Below are 23,322 nucleotides of genomic sequence, written 5' to 3' on the forward strand. Positions count from 1 at the left end.
GGAGGTCGAATGGACGATCGTACCGCTCTCCATTCTCGCAAGCCTTGGCTGCCATTGGCGGTGACGTTGGCCTTGATGGTAGGGCTCGGAGGATGGGTCGGCTGGCAATGGCATGTTCAGGAAATGCGGATTCGTGCCGAGCAGGCGCAGCGATTCAACCTGGCTGTTAATGATGTCGAAAACACGCTACGTGAGCGCATGCGCGCCTATGAAATGGTTTTGCGTGGTCTCGCTGGCCTTTTCGTTGGCAGCGATACTGTCTCGCTGAACGATTGGAATCGTGCCTCGGACCAGCTTCAACTTCAGGATTTCTACCCGGGCATCCAGGCCCTCTCGCTGGCGCGTTACGCGCGCGACGAAAATCTTCAATCCGTTCTCGCCCGGATCCGCGGGGATGACCGTGCCGATTTCCGCATGTATCCACCCGGCAAGCGCGACGAATATCTGATCGCCGAATATATTCACCCGCTCGACTGGCGTAATCGTAGAGTGGTTGGCTTCGACATGTTCAGTGAGGAAACCCGCCGGGAAGCCATCATCGGCGCGCGTAACATCGGCACGCCAATGCTTACCGGGCCCTTGCGCCTCAAGCAGGAAACCGAGCAGAACGCTCAGGTCGGCATCCTGTTATTCCTGCCGCTGTACCGAACCGGCGCGCCGACCACAACGCTCGAAGAGCGGCAAAGCGCCTTCGTCGGTACCCTGCACGGCGCGTTCCGGCTGACCGATCTGATGGAGGGCGTGCTGGGTTCGCGCAGTAAGTTGTTCCAGCTGCAACTGTTCGATGCTGCCGCGCCGGACGAACCGCTGCTGGTGGGGCGTGCACCGGTTAGCAGCGATGCGGGCTTTCACCGCACCCGCAATATTTACATGTATGGCCGCAGCTGGCAGCTGGAAGTCGCCAGTACGCCAGAATACGAGGCCATTTTGCGTAGCTCTGGGCGGGCCTTCAGTCTGGCTGCGGCAATGACCGCGGCGGTGTTATTTGCGCTGATGATAGGCGGCTATCTGTACCTGCGCGAGCGAGCGCTGCGCAGTAGTCAGATTCTCGGGGCGCAGCTTCAAGAGCGCGAAGCACGGTTTCGCCATCTGATCGAGCAATTGCCAGTGGCGACCCTGCTATGCGACTCCCTGGGGCGTATAGAACTGGCGAACCAGAGTGCCGCGTCTCTACTTGGCAGCAGTGCCGATTTGCTTGCGGGCGAACGTCTGCGTCGCTATGTCCCGGGCGCACTGGATGTACCCTCGCACGAGCAGCGGCTCGAGGCCAACCTTCAGGAAAGCCAGGCGCTGCGCGAGGACGGTACGCCGATACCTGTTTCGTTGAGTCTGACCAGCTTCAGTCGGGACGACGGTATTCACCATCTGCTTAATCTGGTCGATCTGCAGCAGCGCAAGCGCGATGAGGAGCGTTTCCGTAATGTGGTCGAAGCATCGCCGAATGCCTTTTTGCTGTTCGACTACGACGGCACGATCATCATGGTCAATCGGCAGACCGAACTGTTGTTCGGTTATAGCCGGCAGGAGCTGCTGGGCCAGTCGGTCGATCTACTGATCCCCGAGTCGATGCGCAAGATCTACTTGGAAGTACGGCACCGTTTCGTTCAAGCGCCGGAAACACGCCGCCTGGGCGATAATCGCGAACTGTTCGGCCGCCACCGGGAGGGCCATCTGCTACCCGTTGAAGTTGGCCTATCGCCATTGCGCAGCGGCGAAGAGCAGTTGGTACAGGCGGTCGTGACCGATATCGGTCACCGCAAGGCGGCCGAACGACGCTTGCGCGATCAAGCCAACGAGCTGGTCATCGCCAACCGCTACAAATCCGAGTTTCTTGCAAACATGTCCCATGAGCTGCGTACGCCGCTCAATAGCATCCTGATCCTGAGCGATCAGCTCAGGCAGAACGCGGCCAGCAACCTCACCGAGAAGCAGGTCCGGCATGCCGACATCATTCATCGCGCCGGGCACGATCTGCTGCAGTTGATCAACGACGTGCTCGACCTGGCCAAGATCGAGGCTGGCCACATGCAGATCAAGCCGGAGCCGCTGGATCTGGCCGAGCTGTTGGTGGAGGTGACTGCCGGGCTACAGCCCATGGCCGAGCAGAAGGGGCTGACGCTGAGCACGCGGATTGACCCAGATGTACCGGTGTCTGTCATCAGCGACCGTGCACGCTTGCAGCAGATCCTGCGCAACCTGATTACCAACGCACTGAAGTTCACCGAGCAAGGCTCCGTGGACATCCGCGTCGCGTGCAAGCCGGCTGAGACTCCAACCGACGACGATGTGCTGCAAATTTTTGTCAGCGATACCGGCATCGGTATCGCTGAGGATCAGCACGAGCGTATCTTTCAAGCCTTCCAGCAGATCGACGGCTCGATCAGCCGGCAGTACGGCGGCACGGGACTTGGCCTTGCGATTGCGCGGCAACTGGCTGAAGTGCTCGGCGGCGGCATCATACTCAGAAGCGCGCCGGGCCAGGGCTCTTGTTTTACCGTCGAGTTGCCGCTGAAGCCGGCGGCGAATACGGAAATCAGGACGTTGCGACCATCCCAACGCCGTGGCCAGGGACGTGGTCTATTGATCGTCGAAGACGATGCCGATTTTGCCTCGGTGGTAGCTGAAGTCGGACAGTCCCATGGCTTTTCCAGCGTGATCTGCGGCACCGGTCAGGAGGGGCTGGATGCCCTCGAACGAGACCGTTTCGCTGCGGTAATCCTGGATATTCTGCTTCCGGATATCAGCGGCTGGCAGGTGCATCGGATGTTGCGGGCCGATTCACGGCACCAGGGCATGCCGGTATACGTCATTTCCTGCGTGCCACAGCCGCATGGCTGGTCGGACGACAGTTCGCGCTATCTGCTCAAGCCGGTGGCGCAGTCGGAGTTGGAGCGCCTGTTCATCGAGCTGGCGCGCGAGGAAGCCAATCCAACATGGTTGCTGCTAGTCGAGACCGATTCCGAGCGGCGCCGGCAACTGCGCGAGCATTTCGAAAGCCTTGGATATCGAGTCACCGATTGTCAGCGCAGCGAGGATGCGCGACTGGCCTATGCGGAGCATCCGTTTACCGTGCTGATCATCGATTTCGACCTTCCCGATGAAGATGGTCTGGACCTTCTCGAGGCGCTCGATCGCCTGCGTTCGCTAAAAGATGTACGCGTTGTATTGAACAGCCGTGAATCGCTCTCCGAGAAGAATCGGGAGCGGCTTCGGCGCTATTCGTCGGTTGCGTTGTCAAAAACAGAGGGACTGGAGCATATGGATGATGCGTTGAAACCCACCGCAGTCGAATCTGCGGCCCCGTACACAAACGAGGTGGACCACCCCATGCTGGGGCAGCGCGTGCTGCTGGTAGACCCCGATGTACGGGCCATTTATGCCATCAGCGCGATGCTCGACGAGCAGGGACTGCAGGTGGTTCCGGCCACAACCAGCACTGAGGCGCTCGAACGATTCGATGACGATGCCTTCGATCTGGCATTGGTGGACATGTCACTGCCGAATAATGACGGCGCTGCACTGATCCGCCAGCTGAGAAACGACTATGGTTGTCAGGTGCCGATCGTGGCGTTGGCAGCTGATGCCGATCCGGCCGTTCGCGATCAGAGTATCGCGGCTGGTGCCGACGATTTTTTGTTCAAGCCGATCGATGGTCCCAAATTGGTCGAGTTGTTGCGCCGCTGCCTTGGGCGTGCTGATGACCTTGGTCCATAAAGGAGAAAGCGTGTGACGCATCGTTCATGCCGGGCTGGCGTCCTTGCCGACGCCGCCGAAGTCGGAATCTACCGTGTGCTGAGCAGGGGAGCCGGTTAATGCTGCGGGTACAAGCCAAAGCACAGCCACGTACCCGCACGCTGCTGGTGGTCGATGATCGCGAGGCAAATCTGGTCGCGATGGAAGCCTTGCTGGGTGATGGCGACTGGCAGGTCCATACGGTGAATTCCGGTGAGGCAGCCCTGCAGGCGCTGCTCGATCTGGATGTGGAGCTCGTGTTGCTGGATGTACAGATGCCGGGAATGGATGGCTTCGAAGTCGCGCGACTGATGCGTGGCAGCCCGCATACCCGCTATACCCCGATCATCTTCGTCTCGGCCATCGCGCACACCCGCGATTCGGTGTTGCGTGGTTATGCCACGGGTGCGGTGGACTTCATTCTGAAGCCCTTCGATCCGCAGGTGCTCAAGCACAAGATCAATACACTGCTGAGCCACGAGCATAATCGTCGTGATCTGCAACTGCTCACCCAGCAGCTCGACAGTGCTCGGGCGTTCAATGCATCGGTACTGAACAATGCCGCCGAAGGCATTCTTGTGGTGGGCGAAGACGGCTACATCAATTTCGCCAACCCGGCGATCGCGCAGATGCTACATACCAGCGTCGATGCCCTGCAGGGCACCGCGCTGGTCGATCACCTGGCCTCTCCGCAGATGCCCGACGTCTGGCGCGACACCGATTTCTACAAGCATTGGCGCAGCGGCGATACCTATCGCCTGCACGAGGCGCAGCTGAACACCACCCGTGGTACCACGCTGCCAGTGGCCCTGTCGTCATCGCCGTTGCCTCGCCAGCAGCGCTCGATGGTCGTCATCGCGCTGGACATGTCGGTGGTGCGCAATCTCCACGTTCAGTTGGAAACCCAGGCGGTCACCGATTCGCTGACGGGTCTGTTGAATCGTCGAGGCTTCCATCAGGCGCTGGACTCGGCATTGGCTAGGGTCGACCGGAATGGCAAGCGCATGGCCATCCTCTATATCGATCTTGACGGCTTCAAGCGCATCAACGACTCGCTGGGGCATGATGCCGGCGACGAGATTCTCTGCCGCGTGGCTCGGGTGCTGGAAACCTGCATGCGCCCCTACGACATCATCGCGCGCATGGGTGGCGACGAGTTCACTGCGCTGCTGGACTCTCTCGATCATCCAGAGGATGCCGCCAAGGTGGCCGAGAAGCTCATTGAACTGATTTCGGTTCGGCACACCATCGACGGAACCGAGGTCACCCTTGGCGCCAGCATCGGCATTGCGCATTTCCCCGACAGCGGGCAAAGCGTGGAAGAGCTGCTGCGTTCGGCGGACATGGCCATGTACGAAGCCAAGCGCGCCGGGCGGCAGCAATACCGTTTCTTTTCCAAGGAAATGAACGGCCGTGCCCATGCGCGCCTGATGATGGAAGAAAACCTGCGCAGCACCATCGAGCGCAATGGTTTCGCCCTGGCTTATCAGCCGCAGGTGATCCTCGAGACGGGCGAATTGCGCGGCTTCGAGGCCTTGCTGCGTTGGGATTTTGCCGGCCGCGGCATGGTCGAGCCGAACGTCTTTATCCCATTACTGGAAGAAACCCGGCTTATCGATCGTGTCGGCGAATGGGCGCTGCGCGAAGGCTTGGCGCAATGCCGCGATTGGCGTGAGCGGTTCGGCGAAAAGCTGATCCTGAGCTTTAACGTCAGCCCGGTGCAGTTCGGCCGGGCCGGATTACTTGACGAATTGCGCCGCCTGCTCGACGAATATCAGCTCGACCCCCGTCAGTTGGAGCTGGAGGTCACCGAAGGCGCGCTGATGCAGAATCTTGAACAGAGCTGCGACAAGCTCCGGCAGTTGCGCGAATTGGGTGTGCGGGTAGCGGTGGATGACTTCGGCACCGGCTATTCGTCACTGGCCTATCTGCGACATTTCGATCTGGACACGCTGAAGATCGACCGGCTGTTCATCGCCAATATGCTCGATTCGCCGCGCGATGCCGCGGTGGTCAGTACCATCATCGATCTGGGGCGGAACCTCGAGCTCGAAGTCATCGCCGAGGGCGTCGAAACGCTGGCTCAGCGTGATTGGCTGATCACCCATGGTTGCCAGGTGATGCAGGGCTTCCTGGTGGCGCCAGGACTGACGGTCGACGATGCTCTCGCATTTCCCCGCGAAGTCGATTGGCTGCAGCTGGATCACCAAACGGCCGGATGATACCGGCCTGTACGGTCAGCTAGTGGCCTGTTCGGCTAGTTGGTTAACTCAAGTTCGGATGACTGAGGTTCTGAGACAAGGCGCTGCGACAAGTCATAGCTGGCTATGGCGAGGAGCAGCAACGCAGTATCAGAGCCTCAGGCGCCGAAGTTGACTAACTGAACTAGCCACACAGGTCACTAAGGCTGGCGGCTCGGCGGAAATTGGCGGTGCAGCGCCTCGAGCGTGTCGTCCTTGTCGCTCCATAGTTCGTTGACCCACTCCTGGAAACTCAGCCGATAGCGCTCGTCCTGATCGTAACTGCGATGCAGGAACTCGGCGGGAATCGGCAGCGAATCGATGCGCATCACCACTTGGCCGATCCGGCCGCAGAGCAGATCCCAGAAGCTCGGGTTGCCGTCCGGATAGTGAATGGTGACGTTGATCAGCGAGGTCAACTGTTCCCCCATAGCGTCAATTACGAAAGCGATGCCGCCGGCCCTGGGTTTTAGCAGGTAGCGATAGGGCGAGGCTTGCTCATCGTGCTTGTCCTGGGTGAAGCGTGTGCCCTCGAGGAAGTTGAATACCGAAACCGGATTAGTCCGGTAGCGCTCGCACGCCTTGCGGGTGGTGGCCAGATCTTCGCCACGCTTTTCCGGATACTTGGTCAGGTATTCCTTGGTGAAACGCTTCATGAAGGGAAACTCCAGCGCCCACCAGCACAGGCCGATCACCGGCACCCAGATCAGTTCCTGTTTGAGAAAAAATTTCAGAATAGGCATGCGCCGGTTCAACTGATATTGCAGCATCAGGATATCGGCCCAGCTTTGATGATTGCTGGTGACCAGATAGGAATGCTGCATATCGACCTTTTCCAGGCCCTGCACGTCCCATTGCGTGCGTCGCACCTGATCCATCCAGAAGCCGTTCACGGCCATCCATGACTCCGCGATCCAGTGCATGCCGAAGCGCAGCGCGCGCTGAACGCGAGGAATCGGCAGCGCCAGCTTGAGCAGCGAAAGGGCAAAGAGCGGCCAGCACCAGAACAGCGTGTTCAGCGCCAGGGTCAGGCCGGCGAGGGTGCCTCGCAGGGGAGCGGGAAGGAAGCTCAGCATAGGTCGTCTCGTCGATACGGCTGATTCGAGGCGCCAAGGGTAGCGATTGCGCGCCGAACTGCAACTGTCGCGAGTGCCGGCCTAGCGACGTTTTGTATCAAGCAGATAGCAACCGGTAGCAAAACGCAGGGGCGGACGAACGTAGGGTGGGCCGGGCGGCGCTCCGCTTCAGCCCACCGGGACTTTTCATGCACGTAGGGTAGGCCTCAGCCCACCAGAGCTTTTCAGACGAGTTGGTGGGCTGAAGCCCACCCTACGGGACGCCGCACGGCCCACCCTACGGTACGGGTCCCCATCGCTGGTACGCCCGCCAGCTTTTGTTTCAAGCTTCAGGCTTGCTCGCCAGCGCTATCGGCCTGTAGGGCGGTGAGGGCAATGGTGAAGACGATGTCGTCCACCAACGCACCGCGGGACAGGTCGTTCACCGGCTTGCGCAGGCCTTGCAGCATCGGACCGACGCTGATCACGTTGGCGCTGCGCTGAACCGCCTTGTAGGTGGTGTTGCCGGTGTTCAGGTCAGGGAAGATGAAAACAGTGGCCTGACCTGCAACCAGGCTGTTCGGCGCTTTTTGTTTGCCGACGCTGGCGACCGACGCGGCGTCATATTGCAGCGGGCCATCGATCGGCAAGTCGGGCGCGCGCTCTTGTGCGATGCGTGTGGCTTCGGCGACTTTTTCCACCTCGGCGCCGCTACCGGAGGTCCCGGTGGAATAGCTGATCATCGCCACTCTTGGCGTGACGCCAAGGGCGACGGCAGATTCAGCGCTCTGCAACGCGATCTCTGCCAGCTCGGTAGCGCTCGGGTTCGGATTGACCGCGCAATCGCCATAGACGAGTACCTGATCCGGCAGCAGCATGAAGAACACCGAAGAGACCAGGCTGTAGCCAGGCGCGGTCTTGATCAGCTGCAGGGCCGGGCGGATGGTGTTCGCGGTGGTATGCACCGCGCCGGAAACCAGGCCATCCACCTCATCCAGCGCCAGCATCATGGTGCCGAGCACCACGGTGTCCTTGAGCTGTTCACGCGCATCGTCCGGGGTCAGGCCTTTCGCCTTGCGCATTTCGCACATGGGTTCGACGTAGTGGTTGATGATCAGCTCGGGGTCGAGGATTTCCAGGCCAGCCGGCAGGTCGATGCCCTGCTCGCGCGCGACTGATTGGACCTCTTCCGGCTTGGCCAGCAGTACGCAACGGGCAATGCCGCGTTCCTGACAAATCGCCGCGGCGCGGATGGTGCGTGGCTCGTTGCCTTCGGGCAAAACGATGCGCTTGTTCGCTTGCTGGGCGCGCTTGACCAATTGATAGCGGAACGCCGGCGGTGACAGGCGCAACTCGCTGCGGGGCACGCTGAGGCGTGTGTGGAGCAGTTCGGGTTGCAGATGCTTGGCGATGAAGTCGGTCACCTGGCGCGCGCGCTCGATGTCGTCTACCGGGGTTTCCTTGTTCAGACCGAACAGGCTGGTCGCGGTATCGTAGGAACCGGTCTGCACGGTCATCACCGGTAGGCCGCCGTCGAGAGCCGCCTTACACAGCTCAAGGATACGTGGGTCCGGGGCGAAGTCGCTGCAAAGCAGCAAGCCGGCGAGCTCGACGCCATTGAGTGAGGCCAGGCTCGCCGCAAGGATGATGTCGTCGCGATCGCCGGGAGTGACGACCAGCACGCCCGGTTGCAGTAGCTGCACGGTGTTGGGGACGGCTCGGGCGCAAAGCACGATTTTGTTGACGCGGCGCTGCTCGGCGCCGCCGGCGTGAAGCACTTTGGCGTCCAACAGCTGGGCAATGTCGCGGGTACGCAGGGCGTTCAGCTCTTCAGCGAAGGGAATCGCGCCGAGCAGCTGGAAATCCTGGGAGCCAAGGAGTGGCAACTGCTCCTTGAGCCGCTCGACGAATGCTGGCACGCCATCGTCGCTTTTGATCTTATTGAGTACCACCCCAAGCACCTTCGGGTCCTTGGCACCACCGAACAGCTGCGCCTGGATCTCGATACGTTCGGCCATGCGTTTGAGGGTGTCGCCTCCTTGTGCGGAAATCAGTATGACTTCCGCGTCGAGGCTCTTGGCCAGATGGGTATTGATGCGCGAGGTGTGGTTGAACTCACGCGTCGGCACCATGCCTTCGACGATCACTACATCCTTGCCTGCCGCGACTTCCTGATAGCGGCTGATTACATCTTCGAGCAGCAGATCGAGTTCGCCATCGGCCAGTTGTCGCTCCACCTGTTCCAGCGGCAGCGGTTCGGGCGAGGAAATGCCCAGGGTGTTCTCCACCAGCACGCAGGAGCGTTCGCGGCCCTGATCGAGCGCGAACGGCTGGGCGATTGGCTTGAAGAAGCCGACCTTCAGCCCAGCGTGTTCAAGCGCGCTAATCAGGCCGAGGCTGATGGAATTGAGGCCGCCGCCGAAACCGCAGGGGGCAAGGAAGAGCGTATGCATAGGGATCTCCGGTCGAGAAGAGGGCGATGGCGTTGCTGAGCGCGAACCCGGCGCCTGAATGGGATTGCCGGATTCGCGCAACGCGCATGCGTGACTGCCTGTTGTTCAGGCGTCGAGGTCAGGCGTCGAGCAGCGCGAGCGTGTCCAGGGCGATCTGGCGTTCTTCGTTGGTGGGAACCACCAGTACGCGCGTACTGCCCGCGGCCTGAATCTCGCCACCGACGCCGCGGATGCAACGGGAGTTGGCGTCTTCGTCGAGTTTGAAGTTGAACAGCTTGAGGTGCTCCAAGGTACGGCTGCGTACGGCGACCGAGTTCTCGCCGATGCCGCCAGTGAAGATAAGACCGTCGAGCTTCGGCAGGGCGCAAGCCATGCTCGCCAGGGATTTGGCTAAGCGATAGCAGAACACTTCCAGCGCGAGGTTGGCGCCAGCGTGGCCCGCGACACGGGCGTCCTGGAGGGTGCGCAGATCGTTGGACAGCCCAGAAAGCCCCTTAAGACCGCTGTCGTGGTTGAGCATGCGATCAATCTGCTCGAGGCTCCAGCCCAGGGTTCGGTTCAAGTAGCTGTGCAGGTTGGGGTCGACGTCGCCGCTGCGCGTACCCATGACCAAGCCTTCCAGCGGTGTCAGGCCCATGCTGGTGTCGCGGCTTTCGCCATTGACGATGGCGCAGGTGGAGCAACCGTTGCCTAGATGTGCCGTCAGCCAGCAGCTGTCGTTCACCGGTAGGTTGGTCATTTCAGCCGCGCGCTTGCTGACATAGTTATGGCTGGTGCCGTGGAAGCCGTAGCGGCGAACGCTGTGTTCCCTATAGAGAAATTCCGGCACGGCGTAGCGGAACGCGTGCTCGGGCATGGTTTGGTGAAAGGCGGTATCGAATACGCTCACTTGCGGCAGATTGGGGAAAAGAGCGATGGCTGCATCGATGCCGATCAGGTTGGCCGGATTGTGCAAGGGGGCCAACTGAGCGCTATCGCGGATGGCCTGGAGCACCGCTTCGCCGATCAGGCTGGAGCCGGTGAAATGCTCGCCGCCATGGACCACGCGATGACCGATGCCGTCGAGCTTGCCGCCGGCTGCCTCCTGCGCGAGCGGCAACAGTTGCGCCAGTGCGGCGCGATGATCTGCACCGGGGATGTCCAGGCTCTGCTTGGCGTCTCCCAGCTGCCAGTGAAGCACTGCCTCAGGACTGCCGAGACGCTCGACCAGGCCCTGCAGGGGGAAGGTCGCTTGCGTTTCGTTGACCAGCGCGAACTTGATCGACGAGCTGCCGCAGTTAATCACCAGGATGTTTCGAGCCGACATCGGTGCTCCTTGGATGCTAATAATTGTTAAATACATCGCTAGATTGCAGGCGAGAATTCTTTCATAGCTCTCGATGGACCGATGTTCTCCAAAGGTTGTATGCGACACCATCCGAGGGAGCGGATACGGAGGGTTTGTCAAGACGGCGGATGGTCCCGTTTATCCGGGCTCGGTTCGCAATCGGCGCAGCTCGCGGTTAAACTTTGGCATCACATTCCCCAGCAAAGGTTTTGCCTCATGCAGATTGCCGCTAACAAGGCTGTGTCAATCGACTACACACTCACCAACGACGCCGGTGAGGTGATGGACAGCTCGGCCGGCGGCACACCGCTGGTCTACCTGCACGGTGCTGGCAACATCATTGCGGGTCTGGAAAAGGCGCTTGAAGGCAAGCAGGGCGGTGACGAAGTGAAGGTCGCTATCGAGCCGCAGGATGCTTACGGCGAGTACAGCCCGGAGCTGGTCGCAACGCTCAATCGCGCTATGTTCGAAGGCGTCGACGAGCTGGAAGTCGGCATGCAGTTCCATGCGTCCGGTCCGGACGGCGGCATGCAGATTGTCACCATTCGTGATGTTGAGGGTGACGATGTGATCGTCGACGGCAACCATCCGCTGGCCGGCCAGCGTCTGAACTTCGAAGTTAAAATTGTCGATGTGCGTGACGCTAGCGAAGAAGAAATTGCTCATGGCCACGTCCATGGCGAAGGTGGACATCACCATTGATCCTCTCGCTGCGAGGCGAGTGAGCAGCGACAAGGCCCAATCGAAAGATTGGGCGATGGAAGCGCTTCGGTATGCCGGAGCGCTTTTTTTACCCTCTGGAGAAGAGAGAATGAGCGCGTTCCACGAGTTGATTCTGCCCGGCCTTGCTGGCCAGGAGTTGCCCCTTGCGCCGCTGAAAAATCAGCTGACGCTGGTGGTCAATGTGGCTTCGGAATGCGGACTGACCCCACAGTACGCGGGGCTACAGGTGTTGCATCAACGCTATCAGGATCGTGGCTTTGGTGTGCTTGGAATCCCTTGCAACCAGTTCGCGGCCCAGGAGCCCGGCAGTGACGCAGAGATTCTGCAGTTCTGCAACGAAAACTACGGCATCAGCTTTCCGCTAAGCAGCAAGCTCGAGGTCAACGGCCCGCAACGTCATCCGCTGTACCGTCTGCTGGCAGGCGAAGGGGCGGATTTTCCAGGTGATATCAGCTGGAATTTCGAGAAATTTCTCGTCGATCAGGACGGCCGCGTATTAGCGCGTTTCTCACCAAGAACCGCCCCTGACGATCCGGCCCTGATCCAGGCTATCGAGAACGCACTCGCCTGACGACGTGCGTAATCCCCGTGCAGCGGCGCCCGCCGCTGCACCTGCGCAAGCCCCACGCTGGGCTATCTTTCCGCATTACCATCACCATTGCCCTGATCGTGGCACCGAAATAAGTGCTATTGATGGTGCTGTTCGCACGAGACGACCGGTCATATCCTCGGCTTATGAATAACCGAGCCCGAATCGACAAACGCGAACTGATCTTGGCCAAAGGTGCCCAGGTAATGACCCGTCGTGGCTATCACGGCACCGGTGTGCTGGAAATCGTCCAGGCGGCAGGGATTCCCAAGGGATCGTTCTACCACTACTTCGCCAGCAAAGAAGATTTTGCCCTGCAGGCGCTGGAATACCTTTATCAGCCTAGGCTGGAGCGCTATCAGGCCGCGCTGACCCATTCGCCGTTGAGCCCGCGTGAGCGAATCCTGGCTTATTACGCTCAACTGGTTGCTCATTTTGCTCGTCAGGAGTGCCCGGAATATCACTGCTTCATCGGCAGCTTGAGTTTCGAGATGGCTGAGTTATCGCAGCCGATCGGACAACAGGTCGAGACAATTCTGCGACGTTCCGTCGAGGTGCTGGCGGGCTGCATCGAACAGGCTCGTGAAGCCGGTGAGATCGATGCGAATACCGATTGCCAGGCGCTGGCTGAATTTATCGGCAATGCCTGGGAAGGCGCGCTGCTGCGTATGAAAGTGGGGCGCAGTGTCGCGCCGCTGGAAGTTTTTCTGACCCAGCTGGAGCGTCTACTGACGCTTCGTTGATTTTTTTGTGCGGGCGGTGAGACGACCGGTCGCTTTCGTTCTTGATCGAGTTAGCAAGGAGACAACAATGACCGCAGCCGTGAATGCCCTGTTTCAGCCCTTCCAGCTCGGCAGCCTGCAACTGCCGACGCGCGTGGTGATGGCGCCGATGACCCGTTCCTTCTCGCCAAACGGCGTACCGACCGCAGATGTGGTTGAGTATTACCGCCGCCGTGCCGCATCGGGGGTAGGGCTGATCATCACCGAGGGCACCACGGTGGGTCATCGGGCTTCCAACGGCTATCCACAAGTGCCGCGTTTCTACGGCGAAGATGCCCTGGCCGGGTGGAAGGCGGTCGTCGAGGCGGTGCATGCGGCAGGGGGCAAAATCGTTCCGCAGCTCTGGCATGTCGGCAATGTGCGTCGCAAAGGTACTGAGCCAGAGCCGGAAGTGCTGGGCTACGGGCCGATGGAGAAGCTCAAGGATGGGCATGCCGTTGTGCATGGCATGAGCAAGGAAGATATTCAGGACGTCATTGCGGCCTTCGCTCAGGCTGCGGCTGATGCCAAAGCCATCGGGATGGATGGCGTTGAAATCCATGGCGCTCATGGCTATCTGATCGATCAGTTTTTCTGGGAAGGCAGCAATCAGCGCACCGATGAGTATGGCGGCAATCTGGCAAATCGCTCGCGCTTCGCCATCGAACTGGTCGAAGCGGTACGTGCGGCGGTGGGTACGGATTTCCCGATCATCTTCCGCTTCTCGCAGTGGAAACAGCAGGATTACACGGCGCGCCTGGTAACCACGCCCGAAGCGCTTGGCGAATTTCTTGCGCCGTTGTCAGCAGCTGGCGTGGACATTTTCCATTGCTCGACACGCCGGTTCTGGGAACCTGAATTCGAAGGCTCGGACCTCAACCTGGCTGGCTGGACCCGCCAGTTGACCGGTAAGCCGACCATCACCGTCGGTAGCGTCGGCCTCGACGGCGAGTTTCTCCAGTTCATGGTCAAAACAGACAAGGTGGCGCAGCCGGCCAATATCGAAGGCCTACTGGAGCGCCTGAACAAGCAGGAGTTCGATCTGGTCGCAGTGGGCCGAGCCCTGATTTGCGACCCGGACTGGGCGCTGAAGGTTCGCGAAGGCCGCATGCAGGAGATCCTGCCGTTCAGTCGGGAGGCGCTGAAAACGCTGGCCTGAGTCGGTTATTTGTCTGCGCGGGTCGTTGCATCGTCGCGTGCCGCAACCCGTGCAATCAGTGCCGAATGTGCCGTCCCGGCGCTGATTGACTGCTACTCCGAAGCTCCGGGATAGCCGGACTGTTTGAGCAGAGTTGCCAGATGTACGGCGTTGCGTGCAAGCATCGCATTGGTCTTGGTGACCTTCTCGCTGGGGGCGTCCAGGTCTTTGTAGTCCGTTGAGCCCATAGCCTCGCCGACCCAATACGTACAGCCATTGGCAGGAATGGTGAAGCCCACGTCATTCAGCCCCTGGTACAGGTCGGCTATTACATGGTGGGCGCCGTCCTCATTGCCAACGACCGTGACACAGGCCACTCGGCCGTAGGAAACCATCCGCTGTTGGTCGTCGACTTCACCGAGAAAGGCATCGAGGCGCTCCAGTACACGCTGACAAACGCTCGCCGGATGGCCAAGCCAGATCGGAGTGCCAAGCAGCAAAATGTCAGCGGCTAGGATTTTCTCGCGAATCTTCGGCCAATCATCCCCAGGACCTTCGTCGGAGGTCACGCCCGGCTTGATGTTGAAATCCACGGCTCGTAACTGTTCGCAGGCCACTCCGAGCTTTTCCAATTCGCGCTCGGCCTGGCTCAGCAGCAGGCTACAAGATGATTCGTCTGGGGATGCTTTGAGTGTGCAGTTGATGGCTAGGGCGGAAAGCGTCATTGCAGATCTCCAAGTCTCAAGTGTTCAAATCTAGACACTCGCTTGGGCTGCAGTTCATCTTTTGACGACAGGCGTTAGCTGTCCCTTGCCTCCCTCGCGTACCCAGAACAGCGTCGCGCCGGCCACGGCTGCGGGCATGATCAGGAGGTTCAGGAACGGCACTAGCAACGCTGCGTAAGTCACCGCCCCAAAGCTCAGGCTCTTCCAGCGTCTTTGGCGCAGCCAGGCCATCATCTCCGCCCAGCTCATCTTGTTGTTGTCCGCCGGGTAATCAATGTATTGAACCGCCATCATCCAGACACCGAAGAGCAGCCACAGCGGAGGGGCGATGAGATTGAGCGCGGGAATGAACGAAAGGATCAACAGTGCCAGTGCGCGTGGCGCGAAGTACGCAAGTTTGCGTGCTTCACGCCCGATGGTACGTGGCAGCATGGCCAGCAGCTCAGCCCAGCTGAACGGCGGCGAGCTGTCCTCTCCACGCGCCACCGTTTCGACCTTCTCGGCGAGAAAGCCATTGAACGGGGCGGCAATAATGTTGGCGAGCATGGTGAACGTGAAAAACACCATCAGCACGACCATGACCACGAACAATGGCCAAAGGATGTATTCCAGAAACATCAGCCACTGGGGCAGGCTGGGCATGAAAGCGTCGACCCAACTGCCGAATTGGCGCAATGCCAGATAGATGAGGCCGCTAAACAAAAGCAGGTTAACCGTCAGCGGCAGGATAACGAACAGCCGCAGCCCTGGGCTCAAGATCAACTTCAGACCTTCGCGCAGGTATTGCGGGCCGGAAAGGGCTGTGATGGGCATGAGGTCGTACTCCGGATGAGATCGGTCCGGACCTTACCGGCTTTGCACCGACCGGAAAAGCTCGAAAGCGAAGCGATAGCGGCTGGCTATGCAGCCGATCAGATTTACCCAATGGTCGGCGTTGCGTCTGGCCGTCAGACTTTGCTTCGAAACGCCTCTTTGGTTTTCAGGGCCGTCCGCTTTCAAGCCTTCCCCAAGTGCCTGGCCGGCCCTTTTTTATTTCGCCTCTAACTCAATTGGCTTGCGCGTCAACGGCTGCTGATCGAAGCGCACGCCGGGCAATCCGGTTTCCATCAATGCGCGGATGTTGCGGTGATCGTTTCCGCTGGGCGTCGCCAATACCGACTGGTAATGCTCGCCGAAAGCCAGCAGCGCTTCCTCGGTGGTGAAACCCTCCAGCACTGCCATCCCGAGTGTCTTGCACGAGCCTTCATTCTCTCCGGCGGCATTTTCCACGGTGCCATTGAGAAAGCGGCTTGGCTGGTAATCATAGGCACTGGCGATATAGGCCAGCGTCTCGCTGAAGGCATGATTGCGGTTGCGCAGGCTGGCGCGGAAATCGCGAAGACCGGTCATGGCTTCTGGCCTTTGTCGAAGGCGGCTTGCTGCTCGGAGGTCGCTTCTTTCTGGTAGCGCTTCTTCCACTCGGCGTAGGGCATGCCATAAACCTCTTCGCGTGCCTGGTCGATGCTGACTTCGATGTCCAGATCGTCCGCGGCGGCTTTGTACCATTTCGACAGGCAATTACGGCAAAAGCCCGCCAAATTCATCAGATCGATGTTCTGCGCGTCCGGGCGGCTGCGCAGGTGCTGCACCAGGCGGCGAAAGGCGGCGGCTTCGAGTTCGGTGCGTTCTTGGTCATTCATCTCATGGGCCTCGGCGTTCAGACGTGGGCGGGATCATAACCTTGAGGGATTGACGGGGCCAGCCATTGGCGGGAACACCGATTACGCCAGCAGCGTTTCGATGGTCACCCCGCACACTCGGCTGGAAGCCCGCAACGGTAACCGCGCACTGGGGACCACTGTCGCTTGCGGCAGCGATTTACTGACGCAGCGGCTCAGTCTCGATGCGCGGCGAGGGTGATCGACACCGATTCGGCGAAGCGTAGGGCGTGCGGCTTGTCCACTTCGACCTCGGCATAGCGCACCTCCGGGTGCTGCATGATCAGATCGAGAATTTCCTGGGTAAGCCGCTCGAGGAGCGCGAAACGGTTGTCCTCTACGTGCTGAATGATCGTCTTGGTGATGGTGCGGTAGTTCAGCGCATGCTCAATGTCGTTGTCGCGCACGGCGTTGGCCGCCGGATAGAGCATCGTCAGGTTGATCAACACATCCTGCTTGTTGAGGATTTCCTCTTCCTTGATGCCGATGAAGGTGCGTAGTCGCAGGTCTTTGACGCGGATGCGCGCCATTGCGGGTTCCAGTCGGGGCATGGGGTTCCTTCGCGTATCAGATCAGGTGACGGCCACCGTTGACGGCCAATGTGGTGCCGGTGACATAGGGATTGTCGAGCAGGTAACGCAGGCTCTGGTAGATCACTTCGGCGCCGGGTTCGATGCCCAGCGCAGATTTCGCCAGCGCCCTTCGTCGATAAGTCTCGTCATCGCCGTCATTGAACTGTATCAGGGCCGGAGCGATACCGTTGACCTTGATGGCTGGTGCCAGGCTAGCCGCAAACGACAGGGTAAGGTTATCCAGACCGGCTTTACTAGCCGCATAGGCAATGTGCTTTTTGCTGCCGGTGCGGGTTACGTCGTCCCCGATGTGGATGATGTCGGCCGGGCCGCCGTATCGCAGCAGCTCGGCGCAGTGAAGATTGATTAAATAAGGCGCAAGCATGTGCACTTCGAACATTCGCTGGAACACATCCGCTTCCTCGCCTGGCGTCTCGACGTGCCAATCCGAGGCGTTGTGAACAACGGCGCGCAGCGAGTGGGTCTGTTGTTTCAGCGTGGTGATAAAGGCATAGATACCCGCTGCGCTGGAAAAGTCAGCCTGCAACGTCACGGCCCCGCGTTCACGTAGCCCGTCGAGGCTTGCCCGCGGTGTGCGGTAGCTGACGATCACTGATTGCCCGTCATCGAGCAGGCGCTCGGCGCAATGCAGGCCTATGCGCTGACTGGCACCGGTGATCAGAATCGGGGCCGTTGGCTGGGTCATGGTTTTCAATGAGTTTGGCGGTGGTTGGCGTGTCGACCAGCTTACACCAGCGCGCTCTGCGTTGTGCCATGGCTCGTGGAAGCCAAGGCGAGACGATTGTTAGGGCTGGTCGGCGCCGTCGGCAAGCATCTCGGTCGGGAGTTCCGGCTGCAGTTCCGGATGAAGGCGCTGATGCTGCTCATAAAGATAGGAGCGGATGCGTTCAGCATCCTTGTCCTGCGGATACTCGACTTCATATGCGGTCATCCCGCCCTCTGCATCGCGGATCCGATGCGCATCGATCTCGAGCGAATTCTCGCCCGGTAGAGCCAGGCGCAGATGAAGATGGTTGGGGGCCTTCTTCTTCGGTCCGGTATCCACCAGCAGGCCGTTGGGCGACAGCTCATGGACGCTCAGCGCGGTTTCGTCGCCATTGTCGTAGAGCAGCGGCAAGGGCTCGTCCAGATGCAGACGCCAGGCGCGAAGAACCGGCCCGCGCTCATAGATGGTCGGCGGTGCCAGTTGTAGCTGGATCGTGTGAAATTCATCTTCGTTCAACTGCACCGGGAAGGACATGCAGTAATCTTCGAGTTCCGCTTCGAGTGTCAGGTTGGCCTTGGCGGCCAGCTGTAACAGCAAGCCATTGGCGTGCTCACCGCCGTCTACGCGAAAGCCTGCACGCGTTTCGCCCGGCTCGGCCCGAGAGCTGCTGACTAGTTTGTTGATGTACGCCAGCTCGGCGCTGGTGAGTACGGTCTTTTTCGGCATTCTCGATGTCCCTCTCAAGGGGCAGGGCTGCCCGTGCCTTTTGTCGCTCCGGTGCGTTCCGATCGCGCCTCTGCCAGACCGCTTGCGACAGTGTTTTCGTCGGCGAGTTCCCTTCGGCGCCCCGGCCTTGCCGCAGGCCTCTGTTGCCAACTGGTTAAAGTGTAGATCTACGCAAGCGGGCCGGATGCGTCGAATACGGCATAATATTCGGCCTCAATTCGCAGCGGAGTCTTCCATGAAAATCGCCATCCTCTCCGGTACGGTCTACGGCACAGCCGAAGACGTCGCCCGCCATGCCGCCAGCATGTTGAAAGCGGCGGGCTTCGATACCTGGCATGACCCGCGCGCGCAGCTTCCACAGATCATCGAATTCGCTCCGCAGGCGCTGTTGGTGGTAACCGCAACGACCGGCATGGGCGAGTTGCCGGACAACTTCATCCCGCTTTATTCAGCCATTCGCGAACAATTTCCGGCCTGGCAGGGCTTGCCGGGCGGTGTCATCGCGCTGGGCGATGCCAGCTACGGCGATACGTTCTGTGGCGCTGGCGAACAGGTCAGAGAGCTGTATGCCGAACTCGGTGTGCGCGAGGTGCAAGAGATGCTGCGCCTGGATGCCAGCGAAACGGTCACGCCCGAAAGCGACGCCGAGCCTTGGCTGGAACGCTTCGCTGCAGCCCTGCGTGGCTGAGCAAATGTCTTCTGCGGTCATCAAGCTGGCTGGAAAGGCGACTTCCGGCCCGTTTCACGCTCGCTAGACTCAAGGCACCGGAAAACAACAAGAAGAGGTGCCGCGTGACCGCTCTGCATTCGATTCACTCGCTCAAGAACCAAGTCAGCGCCGCCGAATGGCAGACGCGCGTGGATCTGGCCGCCTGCTATCGGCTGGTCGCGCTGCATGGCTGGGACGATCTGATCTTTACTCACCTCTCGGCGAAGATTTCCGACGCGGACGAGTTTCTGATCAACCCTTACGGGCTGATGTTTCACGAGATCACGGCGTCCAGCCTGGTGAAGATCGATCTGGCCGGCAACAAGCTGATGGATTCACCCTACGACATCAACCCGGCCGGCTACACCATCCACAGCGCCGTGCATGAGGTCCGCCACGACGTGGCCTGCGTGATGCACACCCATACCGCGGCAGGCGTGGCGGTGTCGGCACAGAAGCAGGGGCTGTTGCCGATCAGCCAGCAATCGCTATTCGTACTCTCCAGCCTTTCCACCCACGGCTATGAGGGCGTGGCGCTCGATCATGAAGAAAAGGCCCGGTTGCAGGCCGATCTCGGCGAAACCGGCTTCATGCTGCTGCACAATCACGGCCTGATGACCTGCGGTGCGAGCATTGCCGATACCTTCCTGATGATGTTCATCTTCCAGCGCGCCTGTGAGGTGCAAGTGATGGCGCAGACCGGGGGTGCCGAGCTGATCCCGATTCCCGAACAGATTCTCGCCGGAGCCAAAGCCATGGCGGCAGGCGTCACGCGCAGCAAAGGTGGGATGGGTGGTGCGCTGGCCTGGCCCGCGCTGCTGCGCAAACTGGATCAGCAATGCCCCGGTTACGACGCCTGATGGCGGTCCGCCAGGCCAGTGCTGCTGCGCTGGGCGAAAGCCTGTAGTTGTGGGTAGAACTCGCGAAAGTCCTGCTGGAGCGGCACGTACAGCCGCTCCAGCTCAGCCACCCCGCCGGCCAGCCCTTCCGGGCGTGACAGCCGGCGACTCATGCCTGCGACTACCTGCTCCATGACCGCAAAAGCCCGGTAGCTGCCGAGCCAGTCCTGGGCCGCCATGCGTGGCGCGATCAAGGCCAGCTTGTCGGGTAGCGCAGCTTCGTCACGCAACACTTGATATACCCGCTCGGTGAACTGCTGCAGCGGCTCTTCAGCATAGTCGTGCCAGTGCGCGGCCAGGCAGTGGTCAAAAAACAAGTCGATCAATATCCCGGCGTAGCGCCGCCGCTCGCTGGGAAAACGCTGCTTGGCTTGCAGCACCAGTGGATGGCTATCGGTATAGGCGTCGATCTGCCGGTGCAGACGAATGCCGGCCTCGATGTCGGCGGGCCAGCGACCCTGTAAGGGGCCTTTGACAAAGTCGCCGTAGAGGCTGCCGAGCAGCTCGCCGGGCCGCGGGCCGCCGAGATGGAGATGTGCGAGATAATTCATTTGGTCAGTCTAGCAGTGCTTCCTTGCGTTCAGCTTGCATCAAGCCGCCGCGCACGCTGGCGCTGCGCTGCCATATATCGCTTCGGCAATAGCGCTGTGGCAAAGGCGGGCGAGTCGGTTGCGCTCCATGCCTCGGCTTTCGATTGGCTGCAATAGCTGAATCTCTACCACAGCGACATCCGTTGCCAACAATCTGAACAGGTGCGAAAGCAGATCGTCGTCGCCAATGAACGGTGCGATGGGATCGGCCTGGCCGTCACGCAGATAGCGGATCGCTACGGGCTGGATCGGCGTGCCTGTTTCGATTGCGCAAGCCAGCAACCTCGAGTGGAACGTGCGTAAAGCGGCGCCGTTCGTCGTGGTGCCTTCTGGAAAGATCAGCAGGTCGCGGCCCTGCTGCAGCTCTGCGACCAATTGCTGAGTCAGCGCGCCGCTGTCGCCGCTGCCACGCCGGATGAATTGCGTCCCCGCTTCGGCGGCGAGCCAGCCGAGCAGGGGCCATTTCCGCACTTCGGATTTCGCCAGAAAGCTCATCGGCCGCAGCATCCCGAGCAGCGGGATATCAGTCCAGGACAGGTGATTGGCGAGCCACAGCATTGGCTGATCGGGACGGTTGCCGGTCAGTCGAACCTCGTACGGCAGGGCGGCCGCCAGCCGCGCGAGGAACCAGCGGCATAGCCGCTGGCGAGATGCAGGTGACGGTCTGAGTCGGAGTAGCGCCTGCAGTTTCAGCGCGCTCGCAAATAGCAGACCGACAGCAATCACCGCACCCAGTCGGATGATCCTCAGATAAAACCGCAGCCTTTTCATCAAACCGCTGCCTTGAAGTGCCTTGCGTAACGCGGGCACAGATCGTCTCGCTTGAGCAGAATGAACACGTCGGCCACCTGAAAATCCGGGTCCCAGCAGGGCTCGCCGCAGACCTTCGCCCCAAGGCGCATGTAGGCTTTGAGCAACGCCGGCATTTCTGCGATGACGTTGTCTGGCAGCTCCAGCAATGGCAGCGGATTCTTCGGGCTGGCATGCAGTAATTCGGTGCACAAATAGCGCTCGCGCAGCCGTTGCATGATCGCTTGCGCCTGGATGCCGCCATCGCGCATGGATATGCTCGCGCAGCCCATCAGATAGCGATAAGCGCCTTGATTCAGCGCCTCGGCCAGCTCCCCCCAGAGCACGGCAATGGTCGCCCCGTTGCGGTAGGCCGGGTGGACGCAGGTACGACCGATTTCCAGGATTGGCGCGTCCAGCTCCGTCAGGCCTTGCAGGTTGAACTCGTTTTCGCTGTAGAAGCGTCCCAAACGATTTGCCGTCAGGTTGTCGAGCAAGCGCGTAGTGGCGACCAGCTCCCCGCTGTCGAGATCACGCACCCCTATATGGCTGCAGTGAGCGTCAAAGTCATCGCGGTCCAGTCCGGCTTCGGCGCCTTGCAGGTGAGCGCCGAATTCGCTGCTGAACACCCGGTACCGCAAGCTCTGGGCTTCGTGAAGCGCAACTGGTCCGTGCAGGCGCTCTGCCTGCAGGCGCCGCATAGTGCGAGGGAAAGCGATGGTGGTCATGCTCTGTCTCCTGGTCAGCCTTGGCAGTGGCAATGCATTCGGAGCGCGTGATTGTTATGGTTGGCGTTCCGTCAATCAGTGATGCCGGCTCAGGCTAGGCAGAGGCGGTGTCACCACTGTTACGGATCGGTGATGCTTGGATGACGGCTGATGCTTTCACCGTAACCGTTCAAATTTGCAGGAGATTGGTCGATGCCCTGGCAGGAGCTGCTTGGTCCGCTGCAACGCTTACCCCAGCCAACTGCGCTGGACGGCTGGTTCGCCGAGTTACAGTCGCGTGGCACGGACGGCACTGTTGAGCTGGCGATACTTGGCGGGCGCCTCGCAGCGACACCCGGGCTGGCTTTTCTCGCTGGCTACCAGGCCGCGCTGCGCCGGCTCTGGCCCGCTGCGCCCGGTGGCCTCGGCGCGCTGTGCGCTACCGAGAACCGCAAGCTGCGTCCGGCCGATATGCAGACCCGCCTGGACGAGCTGACATTGACTGGCAACAAGGATTTCGTCATCGCCGGCTCGGCCGCGGCGTGGCTGTTGGTACCGGCTCGCGACGAGGCTCCGGGTGATCGGCCTAGGCTGAGCCTCTGCGTGGTCGGCTGTGACGAGCGTGGCGTGCTCATCGAAGAAGGGCCACGGTTGCCGCTGGTACCGGATATTCCACACGGTCGTCTGCGCCTGGAGCGTGCACCTTGTCAACGCCTGGCTGGCGATGGCTGGGATGACTACGTTAAACCTTTCCGCACCTTCGAGGATTTGCACGTGTTGGTGGCGCTTGTCAGCTGGCTCCACGGCATCGGCCTGGAATGCGGTTGGCCGCAACGGCTGCAACTTCTGTTGTTGGGCATCCTGGCCGGTGCGGCTGAAGTGTCCCGGATGCCGCCAATGGAACCTTCCACGCACCTGTTGCTGGCTTCGCTCAATGCACAGTTCGAGGCCACGGCAACAGAGCTGGATGCTGCGCTGATGAGCGGGCCGGAACAATGGAGGCGCTTGTGGCAGCGTGACCGCGGCATATTGCAGCTGGCAAGCAGCGCGCAGGCCAAGCGGCTAGTCCATGCTGCCGCCGTCTTTGCTCTGACACCTGAAGGAGGAGCGCGCTCTGCTTGAGCGCAACGCAAAGGCGATCGACATGGGAACTCTGAGTCGCC

General features: G+C 60.5%; 22 protein-coding genes. 9 read left to right on the plus strand and 13 right to left on the minus strand.

The window, feature by feature from the left end; translation table 11 throughout:
- Positions 1 to 9 precede the first annotated feature (9 nt).
- The gene (locus tag NAV33_RS14505) at positions 10 to 3,714 is read left to right on the plus strand and encodes a CHASE domain-containing protein (RefSeq protein WP_255981231.1); all 3,705 of its coding nucleotides are present in this window, start codon (positions 10 to 12) and stop codon (positions 3,712 to 3,714) included.
- A 98-nt stretch (positions 3,715 to 3,812) separates the two neighbouring features.
- Positions 3,813 to 5,954, plus strand: coding sequence for a putative bifunctional diguanylate cyclase/phosphodiesterase (locus NAV33_RS14510; protein WP_255981233.1), 2,142 nt, complete (start codon positions 3,813 to 3,815; stop codon positions 5,952 to 5,954).
- 179 nt (positions 5,955 to 6,133) lie between these two features.
- Here the strand turns inward: NAV33_RS14510 and NAV33_RS14515 are convergent, their stop codons facing one another.
- From NAV33_RS14515 to NAV33_RS14525, 3 genes are all read right to left on the minus strand, one after another.
- The gene (locus NAV33_RS14515) at positions 6,134 to 7,048 is read right to left on the minus strand and encodes an acyltransferase (RefSeq protein WP_255981235.1); all 915 of its coding nucleotides are present in this window, start codon (positions 7,046 to 7,048) and stop codon (positions 6,134 to 6,136) included.
- 329 nt (positions 7,049 to 7,377) lie between these two features.
- Positions 7,378 to 9,480, minus strand: coding sequence for a phosphate acetyltransferase (gene pta, locus NAV33_RS14520; RefSeq protein WP_255981237.1), 2,103 nt, complete (start codon positions 9,478 to 9,480; stop codon positions 7,378 to 7,380).
- A gap of 118 nt (positions 9,481 to 9,598) precedes the next feature.
- Complete coding sequence (locus NAV33_RS14525) at positions 9,599 to 10,786, minus strand: acetate kinase (protein ID WP_255981239.1); 1,188 nt, start codon at positions 10,784 to 10,786, stop codon at positions 9,599 to 9,601.
- 237 nt (positions 10,787 to 11,023) lie between these two features.
- Between NAV33_RS14525 and NAV33_RS14530 the strand changes: the two genes are divergently transcribed.
- From NAV33_RS14530 to NAV33_RS14545, 4 genes are all read left to right on the plus strand, one after another.
- Positions 11,024 to 11,509 (plus strand): FKBP-type peptidyl-prolyl cis-trans isomerase, encoded by a 486-nt coding sequence (locus NAV33_RS14530; protein ID WP_255981241.1) that lies wholly within the window; start codon positions 11,024 to 11,026, stop codon positions 11,507 to 11,509.
- A gap of 109 nt (positions 11,510 to 11,618) precedes the next feature.
- Positions 11,619 to 12,101, plus strand: coding sequence for a glutathione peroxidase (locus tag NAV33_RS14535; RefSeq protein WP_255981243.1), 483 nt, complete (start codon positions 11,619 to 11,621; stop codon positions 12,099 to 12,101).
- A 164-nt stretch (positions 12,102 to 12,265) separates the two neighbouring features.
- Complete coding sequence (locus tag NAV33_RS14540) at positions 12,266 to 12,862, plus strand: TetR/AcrR family transcriptional regulator (protein ID WP_255981245.1); 597 nt, start codon at positions 12,266 to 12,268, stop codon at positions 12,860 to 12,862.
- Between the two features lie 67 nt (positions 12,863 to 12,929).
- Entirely contained in the window at positions 12,930 to 14,039 is a 1,110-nt protein-coding gene (locus NAV33_RS14545) for an NADH:flavin oxidoreductase (protein ID WP_255981247.1), read from the plus strand.
- Positions 14,040 to 14,131: 92 nt separating this feature from the next.
- On the opposite strand, the gene NAV33_RS14550 is transcribed toward NAV33_RS14545, so the two are convergent.
- The 7 genes from NAV33_RS14550 to NAV33_RS14580 all read right to left on the minus strand — a co-directional run bounded on the left by NAV33_RS14550 (position 14,132) and on the right by NAV33_RS14580 (position 18,465).
- Positions 14,132 to 14,743 carry a flavodoxin family protein gene (locus NAV33_RS14550; protein WP_255981249.1) on the minus strand — a complete coding sequence of 204 codons (612 nt, stop codon included), beginning with the start codon at positions 14,741 to 14,743 and terminating at the stop codon, positions 14,132 to 14,134.
- A 54-nt stretch (positions 14,744 to 14,797) separates the two neighbouring features.
- Complete coding sequence (gene cysZ / locus NAV33_RS14555; protein WP_255981251.1) at positions 14,798 to 15,556, minus strand: sulfate transporter CysZ; 759 nt, start codon at positions 15,554 to 15,556, stop codon at positions 14,798 to 14,800.
- 216 nt (positions 15,557 to 15,772) lie between these two features.
- A complete protein-coding gene (locus NAV33_RS14560) occupies positions 15,773 to 16,132 on the minus strand; it encodes a HopJ type III effector protein (RefSeq protein WP_255981253.1) in 360 nt (119 codons plus the stop codon).
- Positions 16,129 to 16,422, minus strand: coding sequence for a DUF1244 domain-containing protein (locus NAV33_RS14565; RefSeq protein WP_255981255.1), 294 nt, complete (start codon positions 16,420 to 16,422; stop codon positions 16,129 to 16,131). The genes NAV33_RS14560 and NAV33_RS14565 overlap by 4 nt, the downstream gene beginning before the upstream one ends.
- Positions 16,423 to 16,616: 194 nt before the next feature.
- A complete protein-coding gene (gene folX, locus NAV33_RS14570) occupies positions 16,617 to 16,991 on the minus strand; it encodes a dihydroneopterin triphosphate 2'-epimerase (protein WP_255981257.1) in 375 nt (124 codons plus the stop codon).
- Between the two features lie 16 nt (positions 16,992 to 17,007).
- On the minus strand, positions 17,008 to 17,718 hold the full coding sequence (folM, locus tag NAV33_RS14575; protein ID WP_255981259.1) for a dihydromonapterin reductase: 711 nt from the start codon (positions 17,716 to 17,718) through the stop codon (positions 17,008 to 17,010).
- 99 nt (positions 17,719 to 17,817) lie between these two features.
- A complete protein-coding gene (locus tag NAV33_RS14580) occupies positions 17,818 to 18,465 on the minus strand; it encodes a PilZ domain-containing protein (protein WP_255981261.1) in 648 nt (215 codons plus the stop codon).
- A 235-nt stretch (positions 18,466 to 18,700) separates the two neighbouring features.
- Between NAV33_RS14580 and NAV33_RS14585 the strand changes: the two genes are divergently transcribed.
- Together NAV33_RS14585 and NAV33_RS14590 are read left to right on the plus strand one after the other, a co-directional pair.
- Positions 18,701 to 19,153, plus strand: a complete 453-nt coding sequence (locus NAV33_RS14585; RefSeq protein WP_255981263.1) for a flavodoxin — start codon at positions 18,701 to 18,703, stop codon at positions 19,151 to 19,153.
- A 104-nt stretch (positions 19,154 to 19,257) separates the two neighbouring features.
- A complete protein-coding gene (locus tag NAV33_RS14590; RefSeq protein WP_255981265.1) occupies positions 19,258 to 20,034 on the plus strand; it encodes a class II aldolase/adducin family protein in 777 nt (258 codons plus the stop codon).
- On the opposite strand, the gene NAV33_RS14595 is transcribed toward NAV33_RS14590, so the two are convergent.
- The 3 genes from NAV33_RS14595 to olsB are packed head-to-tail and all read right to left on the minus strand — an operon-like array spanning position 20,022 to position 22,180.
- A complete protein-coding gene (locus NAV33_RS14595) occupies positions 20,022 to 20,624 on the minus strand; it encodes an ACP phosphodiesterase (protein WP_255981267.1) in 603 nt (200 codons plus the stop codon). The two genes, NAV33_RS14590 and NAV33_RS14595, sit on opposite strands and share 13 nt — an antisense overlap.
- A gap of 39 nt (positions 20,625 to 20,663) precedes the next feature.
- Positions 20,664 to 21,434: a lysophospholipid acyltransferase family protein gene (locus NAV33_RS14600; RefSeq protein WP_255981269.1), complete on the minus strand. Its 771-nt coding sequence runs from the start codon at positions 21,432 to 21,434 to the stop codon at positions 20,664 to 20,666.
- Positions 21,434 to 22,180 (minus strand): L-ornithine N(alpha)-acyltransferase, encoded by a 747-nt coding sequence (olsB, locus tag NAV33_RS14605; protein WP_255981271.1) that lies wholly within the window; start codon positions 22,178 to 22,180, stop codon positions 21,434 to 21,436. Before olsB ends, NAV33_RS14600 begins: the two co-directional genes overlap by 1 nt.
- Before the next feature lie 192 nt (positions 22,181 to 22,372).
- On the opposite strand from olsB, the gene NAV33_RS14610 reads away from it, so the two are divergent.
- Positions 22,373 to 23,281 carry an acyl-CoA dehydrogenase gene (locus tag NAV33_RS14610; RefSeq protein ID WP_255981273.1) on the plus strand — a complete coding sequence of 303 codons (909 nt, stop codon included), beginning with the start codon at positions 22,373 to 22,375 and terminating at the stop codon, positions 23,279 to 23,281.
- Positions 23,282 to 23,322 lie beyond the last annotated feature (41 nt).

The sequence above is a fragment of the Stutzerimonas stutzeri genome, assembly GCF_024448715.1.
GTDB classification, from domain to species: domain Bacteria; phylum Pseudomonadota; class Gammaproteobacteria; order Pseudomonadales; family Pseudomonadaceae; genus Stutzerimonas; species Stutzerimonas stutzeri_AR.

Excerpts from the sequence above, each read along its gene's own strand:
- NAV33_RS14505 (WP_255981231.1), top strand. The coding sequence starts at position 10 with ATGGACGATCGTACCGCTCTCCATTCTCGCAAGCCTTGGCTGCCATTG.
- NAV33_RS14510 (WP_255981233.1), top strand. The coding sequence starts at position 3,813 with ATGCTGCGGGTACAAGCCAAAGCACAGCCACGTACCCGCACGCTGCTG.
- NAV33_RS14515 (WP_255981235.1), bottom strand. The coding sequence starts at position 7,048 with ATGCTGAGCTTCCTTCCCGCTCCCCTGCGAGGCACCCTCGCCGGCCTG.
- pta (WP_255981237.1), bottom strand. The coding sequence starts at position 9,480 with ATGCATACGCTCTTCCTTGCCCCCTGCGGTTTCGGCGGCGGCCTCAAT.
- NAV33_RS14525 (WP_255981239.1), bottom strand. The coding sequence starts at position 10,786 with ATGTCGGCTCGAAACATCCTGGTGATTAACTGCGGCAGCTCGTCGATC.
- NAV33_RS14530 (WP_255981241.1), top strand. The coding sequence starts at position 11,024 with ATGCAGATTGCCGCTAACAAGGCTGTGTCAATCGACTACACACTCACC.
- NAV33_RS14535 (WP_255981243.1), top strand. The coding sequence starts at position 11,619 with ATGAGCGCGTTCCACGAGTTGATTCTGCCCGGCCTTGCTGGCCAGGAG.
- NAV33_RS14540 (WP_255981245.1), top strand. The coding sequence starts at position 12,266 with ATGAATAACCGAGCCCGAATCGACAAACGCGAACTGATCTTGGCCAAA.
- NAV33_RS14545 (WP_255981247.1), top strand. The coding sequence starts at position 12,930 with ATGACCGCAGCCGTGAATGCCCTGTTTCAGCCCTTCCAGCTCGGCAGC.
- NAV33_RS14550 (WP_255981249.1), bottom strand. The coding sequence starts at position 14,743 with ATGACGCTTTCCGCCCTAGCCATCAACTGCACACTCAAAGCATCCCCA.
- cysZ (WP_255981251.1), bottom strand. The coding sequence starts at position 15,556 with ATGCCCATCACAGCCCTTTCCGGCCCGCAATACCTGCGCGAAGGTCTG.
- NAV33_RS14560 (WP_255981253.1), bottom strand. The coding sequence starts at position 16,132 with ATGACCGGTCTTCGCGATTTCCGCGCCAGCCTGCGCAACCGCAATCAT.
- NAV33_RS14565 (WP_255981255.1), bottom strand. The coding sequence starts at position 16,422 with ATGAATGACCAAGAACGCACCGAACTCGAAGCCGCCGCCTTTCGCCGC.
- folX (WP_255981257.1), bottom strand. The coding sequence starts at position 16,991 with ATGCCCCGACTGGAACCCGCAATGGCGCGCATCCGCGTCAAAGACCTG.
- folM (WP_255981259.1), bottom strand. The coding sequence starts at position 17,718 with ATGACCCAGCCAACGGCCCCGATTCTGATCACCGGTGCCAGTCAGCGC.
- NAV33_RS14580 (WP_255981261.1), bottom strand. The coding sequence starts at position 18,465 with ATGCCGAAAAAGACCGTACTCACCAGCGCCGAGCTGGCGTACATCAAC.
- NAV33_RS14585 (WP_255981263.1), top strand. The coding sequence starts at position 18,701 with ATGAAAATCGCCATCCTCTCCGGTACGGTCTACGGCACAGCCGAAGAC.
- NAV33_RS14595 (WP_255981267.1), bottom strand. The coding sequence starts at position 20,624 with ATGAATTATCTCGCACATCTCCATCTCGGCGGCCCGCGGCCCGGCGAG.
- NAV33_RS14600 (WP_255981269.1), bottom strand. The coding sequence starts at position 21,434 with ATGAAAAGGCTGCGGTTTTATCTGAGGATCATCCGACTGGGTGCGGTG.
- olsB (WP_255981271.1), bottom strand. The coding sequence starts at position 22,180 with ATGACCACCATCGCTTTCCCTCGCACTATGCGGCGCCTGCAGGCAGAG.
- NAV33_RS14610 (WP_255981273.1), top strand. The coding sequence starts at position 22,373 with ATGCCCTGGCAGGAGCTGCTTGGTCCGCTGCAACGCTTACCCCAGCCA.